General features: G+C 38.5%; 13 protein-coding genes. 2 read left to right on the top strand and 11 right to left on the bottom strand.

The window, feature by feature from the left end; genetic code table 11:
- Positions 1-63 precede the first annotated feature (63 nt).
- On the top strand, positions 64-1,044 hold the full coding sequence (locus FC19_RS06595; protein WP_057876195.1) for a polyprenyl synthetase family protein: 981 nt from the start codon (positions 64-66) through the stop codon (positions 1,042-1,044).
- Between the two features lie 169 nt (positions 1,045-1,213).
- Here FC19_RS06595 and cydC read toward each other — a convergent pair whose 3' ends face one another.
- The 10 genes from cydC to aroD all read right to left on the bottom strand — a co-directional run bounded on the left by cydC (position 1,214) and on the right by aroD (position 15,902).
- A complete protein-coding gene (gene cydC / locus FC19_RS06590) occupies positions 1,214-2,971 on the bottom strand; it encodes a thiol reductant ABC exporter subunit CydC (protein WP_057876194.1) in 1,758 nt (585 codons plus the stop codon).
- A gap of 1 nt (position 2,972) precedes the next feature.
- Positions 2,973-4,685, bottom strand: a complete 1,713-nt coding sequence (cydD, locus tag FC19_RS06585) for a thiol reductant ABC exporter subunit CydD (RefSeq protein ID WP_057876193.1) — start codon at positions 4,683-4,685, stop codon at positions 2,973-2,975.
- Positions 4,686-4,687: 2 nt separating this feature from the next.
- Positions 4,688-5,701: a cytochrome d ubiquinol oxidase subunit II gene (cydB, locus tag FC19_RS06580; protein WP_057876192.1), complete on the bottom strand. Its 1,014-nt coding sequence runs from the start codon at positions 5,699-5,701 to the stop codon at positions 4,688-4,690.
- Positions 5,701-7,116 (bottom strand): cytochrome ubiquinol oxidase subunit I, encoded by a 1,416-nt coding sequence (locus FC19_RS06575; protein WP_057876191.1) that lies wholly within the window; start codon positions 7,114-7,116, stop codon positions 5,701-5,703. Before FC19_RS06575 ends, cydB begins: the two co-directional genes overlap by 1 nt.
- Positions 7,117-7,382: 266 nt before the next feature.
- The gene (glmS, locus tag FC19_RS06570) at positions 7,383-9,200 is read right to left on the bottom strand and encodes a glutamine--fructose-6-phosphate transaminase (isomerizing) (protein WP_057876190.1); all 1,818 of its coding nucleotides are present in this window, start codon (positions 9,198-9,200) and stop codon (positions 7,383-7,385) included.
- Between the two features lie 378 nt (positions 9,201-9,578).
- Entirely contained in the window at positions 9,579-10,739 is a 1,161-nt protein-coding gene (locus tag FC19_RS06565) for a mannitol-1-phosphate 5-dehydrogenase (RefSeq protein ID WP_057876189.1), read from the bottom strand.
- Positions 10,739-11,179: a PTS mannitol transporter subunit IIA gene (locus FC19_RS06560; RefSeq protein ID WP_057876188.1), complete on the bottom strand. Its 441-nt coding sequence runs from the start codon at positions 11,177-11,179 to the stop codon at positions 10,739-10,741. Before FC19_RS06560 ends, FC19_RS06565 begins: the two co-directional genes overlap by 1 nt.
- A 7-nt stretch (positions 11,180-11,186) precedes the next feature.
- A complete protein-coding gene (locus FC19_RS06555) occupies positions 11,187-13,187 on the bottom strand; it encodes a BglG family transcription antiterminator (RefSeq protein WP_235809337.1) in 2,001 nt (666 codons plus the stop codon).
- A gap of 89 nt (positions 13,188-13,276) precedes the next feature.
- Positions 13,277-15,082 carry a PTS mannitol transporter subunit IIBC gene (locus FC19_RS06550; protein WP_057876186.1) on the bottom strand — a complete coding sequence of 602 codons (1,806 nt, stop codon included), beginning with the start codon at positions 15,080-15,082 and terminating at the stop codon, positions 13,277-13,279.
- A 208-nt stretch (positions 15,083-15,290) separates the two neighbouring features.
- Entirely contained in the window at positions 15,291-15,902 is a 612-nt protein-coding gene (aroD, locus tag FC19_RS06545; RefSeq protein ID WP_083488392.1) for a type I 3-dehydroquinate dehydratase, read from the bottom strand.
- A 482-nt stretch (positions 15,903-16,384) separates the two neighbouring features.
- Here aroD and FC19_RS06540 point away from each other — a divergent pair, with 482 nt between their 5' ends.
- Positions 16,385-17,752: an NAD-dependent succinate-semialdehyde dehydrogenase gene (locus tag FC19_RS06540; RefSeq protein ID WP_057876185.1), complete on the top strand. Its 1,368-nt coding sequence runs from the start codon at positions 16,385-16,387 to the stop codon at positions 17,750-17,752.
- Positions 17,753-17,860: 108 nt separating this feature from the next.
- Here FC19_RS06540 and scrK read toward each other — a convergent pair whose 3' ends face one another.
- Positions 17,861-18,733 (bottom strand): fructokinase ScrK, encoded by an 873-nt coding sequence (gene scrK, locus FC19_RS06535; protein WP_057876184.1) that lies wholly within the window; start codon positions 18,731-18,733, stop codon positions 17,861-17,863.
- Between the last annotated feature and the right edge of the window lie 58 nt (positions 18,734-18,791).

Raw genomic sequence — 18,791 nt, 5'->3', positions numbered from 1 at the left:
CTAATATGGTTTAATATGGTGTAAAATATATCATGTCTATTACGAGTTGGAAAGGAATTCAATATGCTAGATCTATGGAACCACTACCCAATAATTGCGCGCAAGCTTGAAGCCGTAAATTCACTAATAAATCAACGACTTACTACCCAAAATAGTGATATTCAAAACCTGCTGGCAGCTTGTGCACAGAAACAGGGCAAATTGTTACGGCCTGGATTATTTCTACTATTTTCACAATTAGGAGATCCACAGCAGCAAGACGAAACGCAGTTGTTTAAAATAGCTGCCTCTCTCGAGTTGCTTCATCGAGCTTCACTAATTCATGATGACATTATTGATGACTCGCCTCTTAGGCATGGAACTATCACTATTCAAGCAAACTATGGCAAGGATGTTGCCGTCTATGCCGGTGACTTGTTGTTCACCGTCTTCTTTCAAATACTGATCGAAACGATGAATGGCACACCATATATGGAATACAATGCATCTTCAATGAAAAAATTGCTTTTGGGCGAATTAAGTCAAATGCATGCACGTTTCAACAAAACTCAAACAATTGATGAATACTTAGAAAACATTAAGGGAAAAACCGCTGCTTTATTTAAACTCGCCTGTACTGAAGGAGCACACTTTGGACATGCTGATAAAAACACTGTCACATTAGCCGCCCAAATAGGTGAAAACATTGGAATTTCCTTCCAGATATTCGATGATATTCTAGATTATGATTCAAACATAAAAATTCTAAAAAAACCAGTGCTCGAAGATATTGGTCAAGGCGTCTATACTTCACCACTGCTTTTTGCAATTGCTAACCATCCAGAGAAATTCGCACCTTATCTCGATAAAAAGCAAGATATCACTCCACAAGAGACAAAACAGGTCGCAAAACTGGTACATAAATACGATGGCATAAGTCAGGCAAAACAGCTAGCTCAAACTTATACCGAAAAAGCACTATCAGATATTGATCAACTTCCCCACAGCGAAACAACTAACAAAATTCGTAAAATTGCGCTTGTGTTACTTAAACGAAGCTTTTAATTAGAATTAAAATGACAATTGTTTCATTATGGGGCAACATTCCAACTCAGGCGGGGGCACAACCATATATTTTGGTTCAGCCCTACTTTTTCTGTGTTGTAATAGCTGCATCAACCTGCCGCAGTAATCCTTACTTTTTTCGGCACATTTCTTAATTCAGCGCGCAAGTTTATATTGATCCTCCCTGATCAATTGCCAGCAATTTGCGATAATGCTTATTGTTCTGAGCTAATTCTTGTGGGCTTCCGCTTATTTGCAGACGCCCATTCTCAAGAAAGACAACCTGATCCATCAGTGCTAGGCCCTGCAGATGATGAGTTATCCAAATCAAGGTCTTACCCTGCAATTCCTTGACAAATGTTTCGATGACCTCTTGTTCCGTTAGTGGATCGAGACTCACTGTAGGTTCATCTAGAATAATGATCGGCACATCTTTTAGGAGAATGCGCGCAAGTGCTAAGCGATGCCGTTCCCCGCCAGAAAAGCGCAATCCTGCTTCGTCGACAAGGGTATCAAGTTTATCAGGCAATTTTAAAACTAGTTTTTTCAGCCCTACCCGTTCTAAAACATCCCAAAGGTTCTGCTCAGATGCACTTTCATTGCCTATACTGAGATTATTCCGAATCGATGTGTTAAACAGATATGGTGCTTGGTGGATCACCCCAATGTAATTACTGATCTCATCTCCAAATTTATACGTTTCTTTCTGATTCAAGCACACCGTGCCTTCAGTCGGAATCAAATCACCTCGTATCAAATTAGCTAGCGTACTCTTCCCAGAACCGCTTTTACCTAAAATTGCAATCTTTTCACCACCAGTAATCTCTAAATCAAGATTCTTGATAAGTACTTTGCTGCTATCCGTGTACTTGAATTTTAAATGTTTGATTTCCACGCTATAAGGAGCAGTTACTTCCTCTGCATTTTTTTCTGTATCAAGCTTTCTTTTTGCTTGTTTATCTTGAAGATGATTAAGCCTGCTAAGGGAATCCTGATAGATATTAGTTTCCTGTGCAGCATCCGACAGGGGCGCAAAAGCATCGATCAAGGGGAAAATAGCGAGTACAAAAGCAGCAATCCAGTTGGCTTGCCCACCGTGACTGCCTGGAAAGTATTGACTTGTCCAGATTAAAAGCGCAATCGCAATCACACAAAAAACAAGTTGTGCTAAAAAATTCCGCTTATGATCGAAGTCTCTGATAGTCTGGGTAACCTCTTGAAACTTTTGTTCAAAAAGTATATGCCGGTCTGCGTATTCCAAACTGCGTTGACTGAAGATCCAATCAGAAATCCCCAAAACATTATCAGTTAACTCTGTATACAATATATTGCGCATTTGTTTTTGTTGTTCTTGTCTTGCGCCATTGATGATAATAGACCAGATGGGGAGCAAAATGATTAGGACCGCAAACAATAGCAGCATCACCAGTGCAAACCATAATGAGAAATAACCCAATCCGATAACAATAAAAATATACAGTAGCCAAGCAATTACTGTTGGAAAGACCGTTCTTAAATATAAATTTTGAATGTGGTTAATATCCTCAGACAGCAACCCTAAAATATTTCCAGTCTGATAATCATTTTTAAAAAACACTGCATCCTTTTCTAAAACATTATATAATTTAAGTCTCAGTTCAGAAGTTAATTTAAGCACCCAATTATGACTCGTCAAACGTTCTAAATACTTAAAAACTGGTCTGCCTATTCCAAAAGCACGAGTCAAAACAATTGGCACATATACTAGCAAGATATTTTCAGGAAGCGAGGCCGAACGACTTATCAGGTAACCAGAGTTAAACATCAGCGCCCCTGCGCAAAAAAAAGTAATAAAGCCCAAGGCTAAAGCCCAAAACAGAGATTTTCGATACTTGCCTAAAAAAGGTTTTACCCAGCTGTCGGTCCTAAATATTTTAAATATCCTCATCTCAAAGCCTCCCCACTGAACTGCTCAAATGTACAAATGAACCGTTTTTTTCTTTCAAATTTTCTAGTGCTCCTTGTTCAGCTATCTTTCCATGATCCATCACAACAACTTGGTCCATTTCTTGCATCCAGTGTAATCGATGTGTCGCAAAGAAAACTAGATGTCCTTCCATCAAGGGGAGCATTCTTTCCTTCAACTCAACTTCCGTTTCAATATCCAAATGAGCTGTTGGCTCATCAAACAAGAGTATCTTGCGCTTTTTATCAAGAAAAGCTCTTGCTAAAGCGATACGCTGTGCTTGCCCACCACTTAAAGAGCGCGATCCCTCTCCAATAATTGTATCTATCCCTTGATCTAGCTCGCTCACTAACTGTTCAAGGCCTACTACCCTAACCGCTTCATCTATCTGTTCCACTGTTGCATTCGGTTGATAGAAAGCAATATTATCTCGCAGCGTCGCTCTAAAGATATATGGATTTTGCGGAATATAAATTATTTGTTTTTGCCAATCATTCTGTGAAAAAGATGGTATCTCAATTCCGTTTAAACTGATCTGACCAGCTTTCGGTATCAAAAAGCCGCTCAGAAGATTGATCAGTGTTGATTTACCTGAACCACTCAACCCAATAATTCCAATTTTTTGATAGCCCTTTACCGTTAATGAAACTTCTGATATTGCCGGTTCGTCTTCATAGCTAAAAGCTAAATCATGAACTTTCAAACAGCTTTGTGAACTCCAGATTGGCAGAGCCTGCTGCTTTACTTGCTCTTCTTTGATAGCCAATATTTCACTGATTGCACTCATCGAATTCTTGCCATTAAGAGTTGCATGATAATCGCTCGAAAAATCACGAATAGGCAAAAAATACTCTGGGCTTAAGATTAAAACTGTCAAAGCTGGATAAAGCAGCATATGCCCATCTATCAACCTCAATCCCAACATAACAGCTACAACTGCAATTGATAAAGTTGTGAAGAAATCCAAGGCAAAAGTCGACAGAATCGCTATCTTTAATGTATTAAGCGTTGCCTTACGAAATCGTTCACTGGTTTTAAAAATACTTTTTCCGTATTTTTTACTCAGCCCAAAAAATTTCAATGTGTCAATTCCTCTCAAGGAATCGACAAAATGGTTAGAAAGAAGTTGATACGTCTTGTATTGACGATCAGCTTTCGATTGTGCTGCATAGCCTAAAACAATCATAAAAATAATAATGACAGGAAAAATAATCAATAAAAATGCAGCTGATTTCCAATCAAAAAAGACAATACTCAATAAAACAACCCACGGAATAATCATCAGATTGACAATCTTAGACAAAATAAGATGAAGATAATTTTCAACCTGATCAATGCCTTCAAGAAGCATTGTGATCACATTACCCGTTCCATTTTGCTGAATAACTCGCGGCCCCACACGAAAAACCTTTGTTAATAATTGCTTGCGTAATAAACTAGCTTGCTCAGCTGCATACCTGTCAAGTATCCTTTCTCTAAAAAAGATGACCACATGTCGGGTACAAAAACAAACTGCAAAAAGAAGTATCCTCGCTAGTTGGTTGTTTAAAGGCTGTCCATTCCAAAGCCCTACAATTGCTGCAGCTAAAAAACACGCTTGCCCTACAATCGCAAATGCCTGCAATAAGGTCATACTTATCAGTAAAAATAATATCTTTTTGATGTTTGGAAACTTCAAAATGTTTTTATCGATCATTCCTAATACTCCGTATATCGATCATGTCCGATTCGTTTTCTAAAAATATAATATGTCCACGCAATGTACGCCAAAACAAAAGGCAAGAACGTCAACGCAATATAACTCATTACTTTTAATGTGTAAGGGCTAGAAGAAGCATTGGTGATCAGCAAATCGTACTTGCGTGTGATCGAACTGATCATTACACGTGGAAAGAGTCCTGTAAACAATAGCGCCACTAAAGAAATAAGTGTCAAGCCGCTCGCCAAAAAAGAAACAATTTCCTTTCCCATCATCACAGCAGTATTCGCAACCAACGTTAAAACCACAATCACTGCTAATAGTATGAGAGTTGAGATCAGATGAAGGCTAAAAAAGTCTGTTCTTAAATATAGCAAAACTGCAAAAGCTACTAAGCCAATATACAGAATACCATATAAAAATTTAGCATAATTTTTAGCACGGTCACGGATTGGTCCAAGTGTTTTTAACGCAATGTAGTTTAATCCATGCAGATAACTTAACAATGTTAGTGCGACACCTCCGACAACTGAAAATAAATTAAAATAATCTGTAAAACCAGCTGCCATATTCCCGTTTTCATCGATTGGCATCCCTTGGATCATACTAATAAACAAAATTCCAAAAAAGAAGGGCACGATAAAACTTCCAAGTGCAAGTGTCCAGTTCCAGATGTTTTTCTGTCTAGCTGCTACTCGCTGTCTAAATTCAAATGAGACCCCGCGGATAATCAGGCCTACAAGAATAATAAACAAAATTAGATAGTATCCGCTAAACAGCGCTGAATACCAAAAAGGATAAGATGCAAACATCGCTCCGCCAGCCGTTATCAGCCAAACCTCGTTTCCATCCCAAACAGGGCCAATCGTTGCTACCAACTGATCTTTTTCCTTTTCATCATGTGCCAATGTTTGAAGTGACATACCCACTCCAAAATCAAATCCTTCTAGGAAGAAAAAACCTGCAAACAGCACTCCTATCAGAACAAACCAGAGAAGTTGTAGTGAACTCATTATTCAAACGCCTCCTTGTCAAAAGGATCTGACGATGTTTTTTGATCTTGGTGCAGCATCTTTTCTTCATAATCCGGTCCCATTTTCAACTCACGAACTATTAAAGCAACCATCGTTGCTGCCAAACCAAAGAATAATAAGAAATAAACAATATTTGAAATCAAAAGTGAAGCAACAGAAACATTAGGTGAAACACTTTGTTTAATTGTAAATAATCCATAAACGGTCCACGGGTATCTTCCAAGCTCAGTCACCAGCCAACCAGCAGTATTCGCTAAAAATGGTGCAAAAGTACATAATCCCAATATCCATAGCATCCATTTCTGACGATACAATAGCTGATTTTTCTTGCTAGTGAAAAACAAACCTAAGATGGCAACCAGCAGCATTAACATTCCAAATCCAGCCATAATTCTAAAACTCCAAAAAAGGGTATTCACTGGCGGATAATAATTTCGCTGACCATATTTTTTAACTAACTGCTTATTAATATTATTCATTCCCTGAATCGAACCGGAAAGCTTATCATAAGCTAAAATGCTCAGCACATAAGGAACTTCAACACCAAAAACACGTTTATGCTGGTTTTCATTTGCCCATGCAATCAAAGTCAATGCTGCCGGATCAGTTGTATCATCATATTCTCCTTCAGCGGCCGCAAACTTCATGGGTTGCTCTCTGACTAGGGCTTTCATCTGCAAATCTCCGGCCATTACCACTGCCAACGAACCAAATAAAGTTATCCAAAGACCGATTCTCATCGATTTTTTGTAAAAATCCGGTTCATTAATTTTACGTCTCAGTAACTGAAAAGCTGACAGCCCAGCAAGGATCATCCCACCCATTGTGATCGCTCCCGCAATAACATGTGAAAATTCATACCATAGCTGAGAATTAGTCAATAAGGCACCAAAATCTGTCATTACCGCATGGCCGTCCTTAATCGTATATCCGGTTGGATGCTGCATAAAACTATTCGCTGCCAATATCCAAAATGCTGAAACCGATGAAGCAAAGGTTACTAGCCAGAAAAAAACCACATGCAGTTTAGGGCTAACCATCTTCCATGTAAATATCCATAAACCTAGGAAAGTCGATTCCATAAAAAAAGCTAGTAATGCTTCAACAGCAAGAGGTGCACCGAAAATATCACCGACAAACCTTGAATAATCAGACCAGTTCATTCCAAATTGAAATTCTTGAATGATTCCAGTAACAACTCCTACTGCAAAACTTAACAAAAAAATGTTTCCCCAGAATTTTGTCATTCTGAGATACTGTTTCTTTTTAGTAACAACATACATTGTTTCCATAATTGCAACGACTAAAGCCATTCCGATTGAGAATGGAACAAAAAAGAAATGAAAGATAGTCGTCATTGCAAACTGAAAACGAGCTAATGTAACAATGCTCATTTTTTACTCCCCCCTCCAGTTCTTAACTATGTAGCAAAAAAATATTATTATATTTTCCGCAACTTAAAAGTAATCCTCAATACCCTAAATATACTACTCTGACGGCTAAAAACCAATCTTACAACCCAATAAATATTGTAAAAAACCTATTTTTTTATTCTTTTTTAATCAACTTAGTTTTGCCTCTGAATACGAAAAAGATCCATGCCAGATTTCTCAAAGAAATTTGGCATGGATCTTTTTAAAAATTTTTATACCTAACTCATTTATTCAACAGTTACACTTTTAGCAAGATTACGTGGCTTATCAACATCATATCCACGTTGCAAACTTGTATAGTATGCTAACAATTGACAAGGTATGATCGCTAACAATGGTGTCAACAAAGGATGTACCTCCGGCAGAACAATTTGATCGCCAGCTACTGCCAGTTGACGGCTCGCAATATAAATCACGCGTGCTCCACGTGCAAGTACTTCTTGTGTATTACTACGTGTATGTTTAGCAGTCTTTTCATCAGTAATGATTGCAATAACAGGTGTATCCTTCTCAATCAATGCAATTGTTCCGTGTTTTAATTCACCGGAAGCAAAACCTTCTGTTTGCACATAAGATACTTCTTTAAGCTTAAGAGCAGCCTCTTGTGCAATATCATAATCGATTGAGCGACCAATATAGAAGGCATTGCGTGTTGTTGCCAGCACATCTTTAGCGATCTCTTCGATCTCTGCTTTCCCATCAACCAGTGCCTGCATCCCATTAGCAACGAACGTTAATTCTTTGGCAACGTCAAATTCCTTAGCTTTATCTATGTCTTTCCTTTCACCCATCGCTTTAGCCAAAATAGCTTCTAAAGCAATCTGACCCGTGTAGGCTTTTGTTGAAGCAACTGCAATCTCTGGTCCTGCATACAACAAAAGCGTATATGTAGCCTCACGTGATAGCGTTGAATTGGCAACATTTGTTATTGTTAAACTTGGGTAACCCCATTCATTAACCTGTGAAAGTACTTGGCGACTATCAGCTGTTTCACCACTTTGAGTTAAGAAAATAAAGAATGGGCGTTCTGCCAACAAAGGTGGATTATATGCAAATTCAGATGCAACGTGAACCTCTGTTGGTGTATTAGTAACTCTCTCAAATAATTCCTTTCCAACTAAACCTGCGTGGTAACTTGTACCTGCAGCAACAATATATAAACGCTGTGCTTGGTTAAGGCCTTTGAGAAGTTTTTCATCAATCTTGATCGAACCATCATCCGCAATGTAATGCTCTATTAAATTGCGCATAACACCTGGTTGTTCATCGATTTCTTTCAGCATGTAGTATGGATATGCGCCTTTCTCAGCTTCAGATGCATCTGTATCAACATGGAAAGGTTTACGGTTGATTTGATTGCCCTCCATATTTTCAATTGTGACACTTTGTGGCTTAACAACGACTATTTCACCATCTACAAGTTCTACAAAGTCATGCGTCTGATCAAGCATTGCAATTGCATCACTGCAGACAACGTTAAAGCCGTCCCCTACTCCAATGAGTAACGGGCTTTTGTTCTTAGCCACATATAATGTATCCGGTTCCTTATGGTCAACCAATAAGAACGAATAAGATGAGCTGTCATCAATCAATGTCAGTGTCTTTTTAAAAGCTTCTTTTGTAGAAAGTCCTTCTTGTGCAAACTTAGCAATCAACTGAACAACGACCTCAGTATCAGTATCACTAACGAATGTAACGTCAGCTAAATATTCTTCCTTTAATTGTGCAAAGTTTCCGATAACTCCGTTGTGAACAAGATAGTAACGGCCATCAGCTGACACGTGCGGATGTGCGTTTTCTTTACTAGGAACACCATGAGTTGCCCAACGTGTATGACCGATCCCCGTTGTCCCATGAACATCAGGTGTTATCTCTTTCTTAAGGTCAGCAATACGTCCTTTTTCTTTAACCAAGTATTCCTTACCATTTTGGTCATTTACATAAATACCAGCAGAATCATATCCGCGATATTCAAGACGCCCCAAACCATTCAACAAAATGTTAACCGCATTTTCTTTTCCTGTAACTCCAACTATACCGCACATAAAAAGAACCGACCTTTCGCTTTTATTAGCATCAATTTTTAAATTTCAATCATAATTGGTATAGATGTTTAAAATCTATTAACCAATTCATTAACCACCAATAAATATAACCTAGACACAGTTAAGTGTCAATAGAAAATATAAATGGTATAGTCATTTTAAAAAAATTAAATTGCTGAGATATGCCCCTTTTGGCCGGCGTTCAAGAAAAGGCCTCTTCAAATCTCAAGCTTAATCTTTCAAGCCAATCAAAAAAGCTTGATAAAATTCGTTTGCGAATTTTATCGAGCCTTTTTTTAAATCATATTCAAACCAACCTGAGTTCATTTCTTATATGTTCGATACTAAGTGTTCACTGCTTCTCTTTACAAATTAATTTTATACCTGATACTCTTTGGCAGCTTTTTTATAAGATTGTATTACCTCTTGAATTAGGCCTTCATCCTTCAGCCCAGTTGTTTCTTTTACAATATCCTCGATTGGACGTTCCTTCAACATTTTCTGCAGCTTTCGACTTTCATCATCTTTTGATTCATCGAAGGTGTAAATCATCCCCACAGTTTCCAAAAGTGCTGTATAAGAAAGGCCACGCTCTTTGGACTCCCTAATTGGGCGAATGAAACGTTCATCAAAGCCGAGCTTTCTAATCGGTGTCCGCCCCACACGCGCAATATCATCGGAAAGGTACGGATTCTGGAAACGTCCGATAATTTTATTTTGATAAGCTTCATGTTTAGAACGATCAAAATTCCATTTGTTGATCAAGAGGTCTCCGGTCTCTTTCAAGACTTTCTTCAACTGTGCAAGCACCGCGCTGTCTTTAATAGCTGAGCCAATATCTTCATAGCCACGATATTTTCCTGTGTAGGCAACTGTCGCGTGCCCTGTATTAACAGAGAAGAGCTTACGCTCAATGTATGGCTCCAAATCCGGTGCGTATTCCACACTCTTCAACTTCAAATCCGGGTTGGCCATTTGATGTTCATCAACGACCCATTCCTTGAAAGGTTCAACTGAAACAAAAAGCGGATCTTCATGTTTCTGAAGAGGAACAATTCTATCAACAGCGGCATTCGGGAAACCGATGTTTTTGTCTGCAAATTCTTTGCTTTCAGCATCTAAATGACTGTAGACATCCTTTTTCAAGGATTGGCTGCCTCCAATCATGTTCTCACATGCGATCACATCAAGTTTTGCTGTTTTCCCTTCCTCTTTACGTGCTTTAATACCATCTGCGATCAATGGTGCAATGAACTTCAAGATCTTAGGCCCGATCGCTGTCGTAACTAAATCTGTCTCTGCAATTGCTGCAACTACAGCCTTAGGATCCTTGCTATTATTTATCCCACAAACATTGCTTACTTGAATTTTTTTATGTGATTCATCAGCAAGCTCAATTGTATAAGTTTTCTTATCATTCAATGCATCGATAATCTGTTCGTTGACATCGACAAAAGTAATTTCGAATCCATTTGCTGCTAAAGTTTCACCAATGAATCCACGTCCTATATTGCCTGCTCCAAAATGTACATCTTTCATTATTTATCAACCTCTTTTAATAAATTAATTATTTCTTCTGCTGACTGCGCATCAGCAAGTTTAACAACGTTATTTACATCACTGCAAAACAATGCTATCTGCGACAATAATTCCAAATGTTCACCATTCAAACCTGCGATTCCAAAAACGATCGTTACAATGTTTTCATCCCCGTTACCGGAAAAATCAACACCCATTGGGACCTGAACAACTGAGATGCCCGTTTTTTTGATATACTTTTTACCGCTATCGGTCCCATGTGGAATTGCAATAAAATTACCCATGTAAGTCGAGACATCTGCATTACGTGCTAGCATTGAGTCGATATATTCCGGAGCTGCATATCCATTGTCTACCAATAATTTACCAGCCAAACGAATAGCTTCTTCTTTTGTAGCTACATGCTGATCCAACAATATCATGTTCTCTTGTAAATCCATACTTTCATCATCTCTTTCTCTTAAAATCAAGTTGTTCCATAAACTGTGCTGCTACTAAATTTTTTATATTATCTAAATCACCGTTTTCAAAAATTTCTGTGTACCGGTTATTCATCACAATGGCACTACTGATCGTTCCCATTAAACTATTTTGAAATTCAGACATTGGGGCTGGTCCTATCATTAACAAAATACGTTTAACATGAATAGAATTTTGATCCATTGCTTTCATTACGACCGGCTTCTCTAACTCGTAGACTGAGAAAAACGGACTTAAAACACTTTTGTCTGTAGCATGTACAAGTGAAATGCTTGCATTAGGAATACCTACTGGAGCGGCCTTGACACGTTTGAGCATCTCACGCACGATTTGCTGCCGATCTTTTACAATTGTTGCTGGTACTTCATTCAAGATCCGCACCAGCAGATCTCTTAGTCTTTCATCGTCATTACTAAGATGTTCTAAACAGATATGGTCAATTAGCTGCTTGCTCTCGCTCACCATGTCGAACAATGATGTCAACCGTTTCTGCCCTTCTTCAAGCCTGATGGCTTTACCTTCTCTAACCGTCTTACGCTTATACTCCAGATCAAACTTGCTAATGAACTTTTTAATTCTCGCTATCTCATCACCAACCAACAAAGGACTGACAATATGATAGTTCCAGTCAAAACCAGGCAAGTTCAACGTTGAGAGAATGACATCATAGTGGTTAGGATGAATTTCATTCAGCTGTGACACCTTAGCAATCTTTATCTCGGCAAGTTCTGGAATTTCTCTACGCAATCTGCTTTTTAGAATACTTGCTGTCCCGATTCCATTGGGACAAATAACTAAAGCCGATAAATAATTACTTCTGGTACTGGCATAGCTATTAGCAAAGTATAGTAGGATCAGCTGTTCTTCGGTTTCAGTAAAATCGTAATTTCTAAAAATCTTGGATAATGCACTTTGTAATATATGATAAAGATCCGCATATTGAACACTAACATTATTCAGCACTTTGATGCGCGTATTAGGCAGCTTCACGCCTTCATTATGCAATAAGAAAGTCATGTGTTTGACTAACCGTGAAAACAATTCAGTGTCACGGCTGAAATTCCAATGAAAAGTTTCTGATACATCTTGAATTAACTGCTTTACGTTAAAGGAAATTTGGAAATCATAATTATCAGCCCAATCTCCCTTTACCAATTTGTAATCTAATCCCTTTATCTGAATCGCAATAAAATCAATTTCACTGGTTGTTATCTTTTCTTTTATCTTTCCATCAAAGTTTTCCAAGATTTCCAAGGCACGCTGGCGATATTTGAAAAGATCACCCACATCAACAACCTTATATTTCTTAATTGTGTTATTTGCCATTCTTACCACAGAGATCGCGATTATTAAAATCAACTGAACCTCTTGAACATCCGAGTTCCGTTCCAATCTAGAACCTGTCGCTTGTTTCAATGCCTTTGCACAAGCTAACAAAATATCTTTTGGAAAAAGCTTTAAGAAGAAATTCTGTGGGTGGTGATCGCCTTTTAGGTTCAGGTATTCAAAAAATTCATATTCATTGATCTCACTTGTCAAAATGCCACATAGGATCAGTCTGATCTGTGTTTCTTGTCCCACCGCTTCAATTCCAACAGCTTTTCTAGATACCACATTAACTTGGTACTCCCTTAGGGCTGCTGCAACAATTTTCAAATCTCGTTGAATTGTACCTTCACTGACATCCAAAGAAACTGCTAATGAGAAAATTTTTAACGGTTCATCACTCAACAACAGCAAACATGCAAGTGCATCCTGCCGTTGTTTTGCTGTTAAATCCATTCGCTCACTTTGTCCTTGTAATTCAGTTTGCAGGTTCCCTAAAGCATTCGCTGAACCATCCAAGCGATAAAGGCCATTTGCATTTTGGACGCTCACTCCGTGTTGTTGCAAGTACAGTTTTAATTCCGAAAATTCCCGATAAACTGTCCTGCGGCTAACATGCAGCGAATTTTCAATAGCAGACATAGCTATTCCATTATCAGATTCACAGAGTCTCAGCAAAATTTTTTTTTGGCGGTCTGATAATAAAATCAACTAAATCATTCCTTTGGTTTTCAGCCTAAATGTTCAACAATGTAGTCATAATCTTTAGAATTCAACAAATCTTCGACACTTACTATCTGAACTTCAGTATAACGCAATTTCAGATTTTTTTCCGCTTCCGGTGTCACAACAACAAGATGTGCTTTGCTGTCTTCTAATTCATCAATTCCTAGGTTCTTGACCGGCGTTTTCTTTCCCTCTTTCTTCAAACGATCCTTAAATAGTGAAGTTGCCATTGTAGAAGATCCAACTTTTTGATCATGATGAATAAAGTCAACTTCCTTAACAGCTGCATAATCAATCGTATCAATCTTGTGATTTGCTTTTCCGTCATCCTTAGTCTGTTTCTCAGTTTGACTTCCAGCAGGTGCAATTTGTTTTACAGTCTTCAAATTGATTACAACTTCATCGTACTTAGGACTGCTCAAGAAATTACCAACAGAGATATGCATTGCATTCGGCGTTTTTTGTGAAGCCCGATCGGCTAATTCATCTTGTGTGATGACCAGCAATCCTTGTTCATCTTTCAATCTGCTAATTGCTGTATTTGTTACAGGTATGTCCTTGATTCCAGCCTTTTTGACTTTATCCCGTAGCAACGAAGCTCCCATTGCAGAAGATCCCATACCGGCATCGCATGCAAAGATAACTTTCTTAACATCTGCGTAATCCTGAACTGAACGTTCTGCATCTTCTGCAGATGGCATACCACCCTTTGATTCGGACTTCATTTGATCCATTTGTGCTTGCTTCTCAGCCAGATCCGTGTCTCCGTCCGACTTATCAGCTTTCAAGATAATCGATGCAACAATGAATGAAACAATTGCGGCAACCGCAACACCAGTTAGAATACGTAAATAATTTCCCTTCGGTGTCATCAAGAGAATGGCAATAATTGAACCTGGTGAAGCCGCAGCTTTAATACCTGTATTTAACAGTGAAAATGTAAAGGTTCCACTGACACCACCAGCCATAGCAGCCAAAATCAATGCAGGTTTCATTAAAACATATGGGAAATAGATTTCATGGATACCACCAAAGAATTGGATAATAGCTGCCCCAGGAGCAGACGCTTTAGCGGTTCCCTTGCCAAAAATCATAAATGCTATAAGAATTCCGATCCCTGGTCCAGGATTTGATTCAAGTAGGAACAAAACTGATTTGCCTGAGGTTGATGCCTGCTGAATTCCTAATGGAACCAAAATTCCGTTCCCAATAGCGTTATTTAAGAAAAGTACTTTAGCCGGTTCGATAAAGATGTTAGCCAATGGCAGCATATGAATTGAGATAATCCAATCAACTCCACGGCTCATAAAATTGCTTCCGGCTGTTACAAGTGGGTTTACAACGAAAACCCCAAAAATTGCTAAAACCATTCCGAGAATACCACTCGAGAAGTTATTGTATATCATCTCAAAGCCGGATTTGATCTTGTCTTGAAAAAGTTGATCAAACTTTTTAATACACCAACCACCTAATGGTCCCATGATCATTGCACCGATAAACATTGGCACGCTTGATCCGACAATCACACCCATGGCAGCAACTGCTCCGACAACCGCGCCTCGTTCTTCATAAACCATCCGTCCACCAACATATGCAATGAGCAATGGAATCAGATAATTGAGCATTGGCGTTATCATCTTAGCAATCTGTGCATTTGGGAACCATCCTTGTGCCATAAAAATAGCTGTGACTAGGCCCCAAGCAATAACTGCTGCGATGTTAGGCATAATCATTCCACTAAGACTGGTTCCTAGTTTTTGTATCTTAGTCTTTATTGAAGACTTCTTAGGAACTGTTTTTGTAGCTTCCATTTGAGTAACCTCCCTTTATTTCAATTCCAATTATAGAAATTAATGTAAGTGTTTACAATACTTACTAGACAACATTTAGGCACGACTGTCAGTGCCACCATTAATGAAAAAATTCACAAGCCAATAAAAAACTATATTTTGGATAGTTTAGATATAATTTCAGCTGTCTCTATGCCTCTGAATATCCTAACTATTGATAGACTTCGTTTTAATTTAAATGCAAATACTCAAGCTCTTGTTTCAAGTGTGTCAATTCGATCTGCCCCAGAGCCGATGTTTGTGCAACTGCTGCAAAAATTAAAGCTGATCCAAAAATTCCTCCAGCAAGCCTTGAAATTTTACCTAGGTTTCCCATTGATATTGTAATTAGCGGTGTTGGCAGTTTTGACGGAAATTCTTTCGCCGCTTGAAGTAAAGTTAAGACATCAGTCCTTGAGTTCAGCATAACTGCTATTTTTACAACATCTGCTCCCAGACCAATCATCCTGTGCAAGTGCATTATAACTTCTTCTTTACTTGGAGTCTTCTCAAAATCATGATTACTCATGATTACGATCGTCCCTTTCTTATGTGCTGTCTTCACGAATTCTCGTATCCTGCGCTTGTTATGATACAGTTCAATGTCAACCGCATCACCTATCTTTTTCTCAATAATTCCATACAAGGTTTTAAAATAATCATTCTCGCTTAACGCCATCTTCCCACTCTCACCTTTTGTCCTGAAGGTAATTAATAATCCAGTTTCTCTCAAAATTTCACGCAGGCTAGGTGCTCCAATTTGCACTTTTTCAGTGTTCAAAACATACTTAAAACAATCAATTCACCACTCAATCAGATCTGGTTGTTGTTTCATAATCGCATGTGATTGTTCTATATTATCTTCCACCGTTTTTTCTCGTGATCGAAACTGCAATTTTAGTTCCGCCACTTCCTAAAACGAGTTTTCGAATTTGAACTGTTTTTATCTTGAAGGATTTCCCTATTGTTCAAAAAATTGCCTATTAAATTTAATGTAATTTTATCCATAGTTAAGGCTATCATTCATGCGGGTCTTGGGATGGTAAACAGCAAAATAATTAGCCTTCACCCATGGCGCTAGTTACTCTAAAGTTTTTTGAAATAGTTTTTTTACAGTAACGAATTTGTGGTGAACCATTGTTATGTTTAATATTTTTTAATATAAAATTTAATCCGTAAATAATCAATGATATTCCTAAACACATATTAAACAAGCAGATGGTTTGTAATTCTGAGCTGGAGAAGTCATTATGAAATTAGATTATAGAAAGGGGAATGAACCATATGCCTTATAAAGCAGTAAATCCTTTTAACGGAAAAACAATCCACGAATTTGCGGATGCCACTGATACTGAAGTTGATCAAGCTTTAGAAAAAGCCGAGCGTTTTTACCGCGCGGCTAAAAAACAACCACTCTCTGAAAGAGCTGAACAGCTTGAAAAACTAGCACACGAGTTCGCAACCCATAATGAAAAATATGCACGTCTCTTAACAACCAACATGGGAAAGTTAATCTCTCAATCACGTTCTGAAGTAAAGAAAAACGTCGAATTTGCAATGTATTATGTTAAAAATGGTGCCCGAGCTCTTCAACCGATTCAGTATAATAATGTTCCCGGTAAAGAAGCACACGTCGAATTTAGTTCAATTGGAACAATCATGTCTGTGGAACCTTGGAACTTTCCTTACACCCAGATCATGCGGGTCTTCGCTCCGAACTTCATCATTGGGAACCCAGTCATTTTAAAGCACGCCAGTATTGTCCCAGAATGCGCTCAAGCATTCGAAGATGCTTGCAAGATCGCAGGTATTTCCGAGGGAGCCTTTAAAAATCTCTTCGTTAACTATGATCAAGTTGATCGCATAATTGCAGATTCAAGAGTACAAGGAGTTGCCTTGACTGGTTCTGAGAATGCCGGCCGCAAAATTGCCTCAGCAGCTGGAAAGAACCTCAAGAAGTCGACGATGGAACTTGGCGGAACTGATGTCTTCATTGTTTTAAACGATGCAGATCTAGAAAAAGCTGTTGAAGGTGCTGCAGCAGCACGTTTGAATAACTCTGGTCAAGTATGCACGGCCGCTAAGCGTTATATTGTCCAAAGCGGTATCTATGCCGATTTTCTTGCGGGTATCATCGATGAATTTTCAAAACGTAAACTAGGCGACCCACTTGATGAACGTACAACACTTGGGCCATTGTCATCTAAGCGCGCACAGCAGAACCTTCACAAACAAGTAAGTAAAATTCTCGCAGGAGGTGCTCAAATTCTTTGGGGGGATCCGGAATTGCCGCAGGGACCAGGCGCTTTATTTAACCCTCTCATTATTTCAGGTATAACTCCCGATAACCCAATGTATGATACTGAACTGTTCGGTCCAGTTGCACAGGTCTATAAGGCTGATACAGAGAGTGACATATTAAAGATTGCCAATAATTCGAACTATGGCTTAGGAGGTGCTGTTTATTCAAAAGATACTGCCCATGCTAAAGAAATTGCTTCTCAAATTGAAACAGGTCAAGTTGCTATCAACCAACCTCTGTCCTCTTATCCTGAATTACCCTTTGGCGGGGTTAAAAATTCCGGTTATGGCCGTGAATTGAGCGATATGGGCATTCGTGAGTTTGTAAATGCCAAAACAGTTTTAAATTAAGCTTACCTCTTCACCTATTTAAATCAAAAAAGCTGCGGGATGCACAAATGTGAACCGCAGCTTTTTGTATACGCATATGATCTTTTAAAACTAACAAAATAAATTTGTTTATTTTTGAAGCTCGTTGAATGCTAACGCAAAATTTCCTAAAGTAGCTGAACCATTGTTTTCGACCCTCGGCATGCGAATATAATTTTCTAAATCATCAATTTCGATGTAACCATTATTCAGCTTTTCAAAATCACGTCTTACTTTTTTAAGTAATCTTTCGCTAATAACTCCACCGCCAAAAATAATATTGTCAGGACGGAGAATCAATGTCTGTTGGATAGCCGCTTGAGCAATGTAGTACGACAATACATCCCAAATTTTATCGTCTAAGGCAACTTTTTCACCTGCAATACCTGTTCTGGCTTTAATTGAAGGACCTGCCGCTAATCCTTCCAAACAGTCTTTATGAAATGGGCAGATTCCTTCAAAGTCTACATCTGCGGGATGTCTTTTTAAGTAAACATGGCCCATCTCAGGATGCCCCTTAGTTCCGAGAATTTCTCCGTCAATAACTGCTCCACCGCCAACTCCGGTTCCAATCGTCAAGTACACTAATGACTTGATTTTTTCGTTAAAAAGCTGTGCAACTGTATATTCGCCAAAAGCTGATCCATTGACATCTGTCGTAAAAAAGATTGGAATCTCCAAAGCTTTCTTTAGCAAACCCACAAAATCAACATTTTTCCAGCCTGGTTTAGGAGTATTTGTAATAAACCCATATGTTTTACTTGTGTATTGCACGTCAATAGGTCCAAAAGATGCAACAGATAAAGCATCTATTTTAAACCGTTTAAAGTATTCAATCGTTTTACCTAAGGTTTCCTCTGGAGTCGTGGTTGGGAATTTAATACTGTCCTTGATTCGATAGTCTTCATTGCCTACTGCACAGACAAACTTAGTCCCACCTGCTTCGACACTGCCTAATAGCATTCTACAAGCACCTCTTTCAAATTTTAAAAATTCATTTTTACTTATTCAAATTACAGAT

Origin of the sequence: Liquorilactobacillus aquaticus DSM 21051 (genome assembly GCF_001436755.1) — a bacterium.
Lineage (GTDB): Bacteria > Bacillota > Bacilli > Lactobacillales > Lactobacillaceae > Liquorilactobacillus > Liquorilactobacillus aquaticus.
The sequence above is the reverse complement of the archived record's forward strand: the minus strand, read 5'-3'. Positions and strand labels throughout refer to the sequence as shown.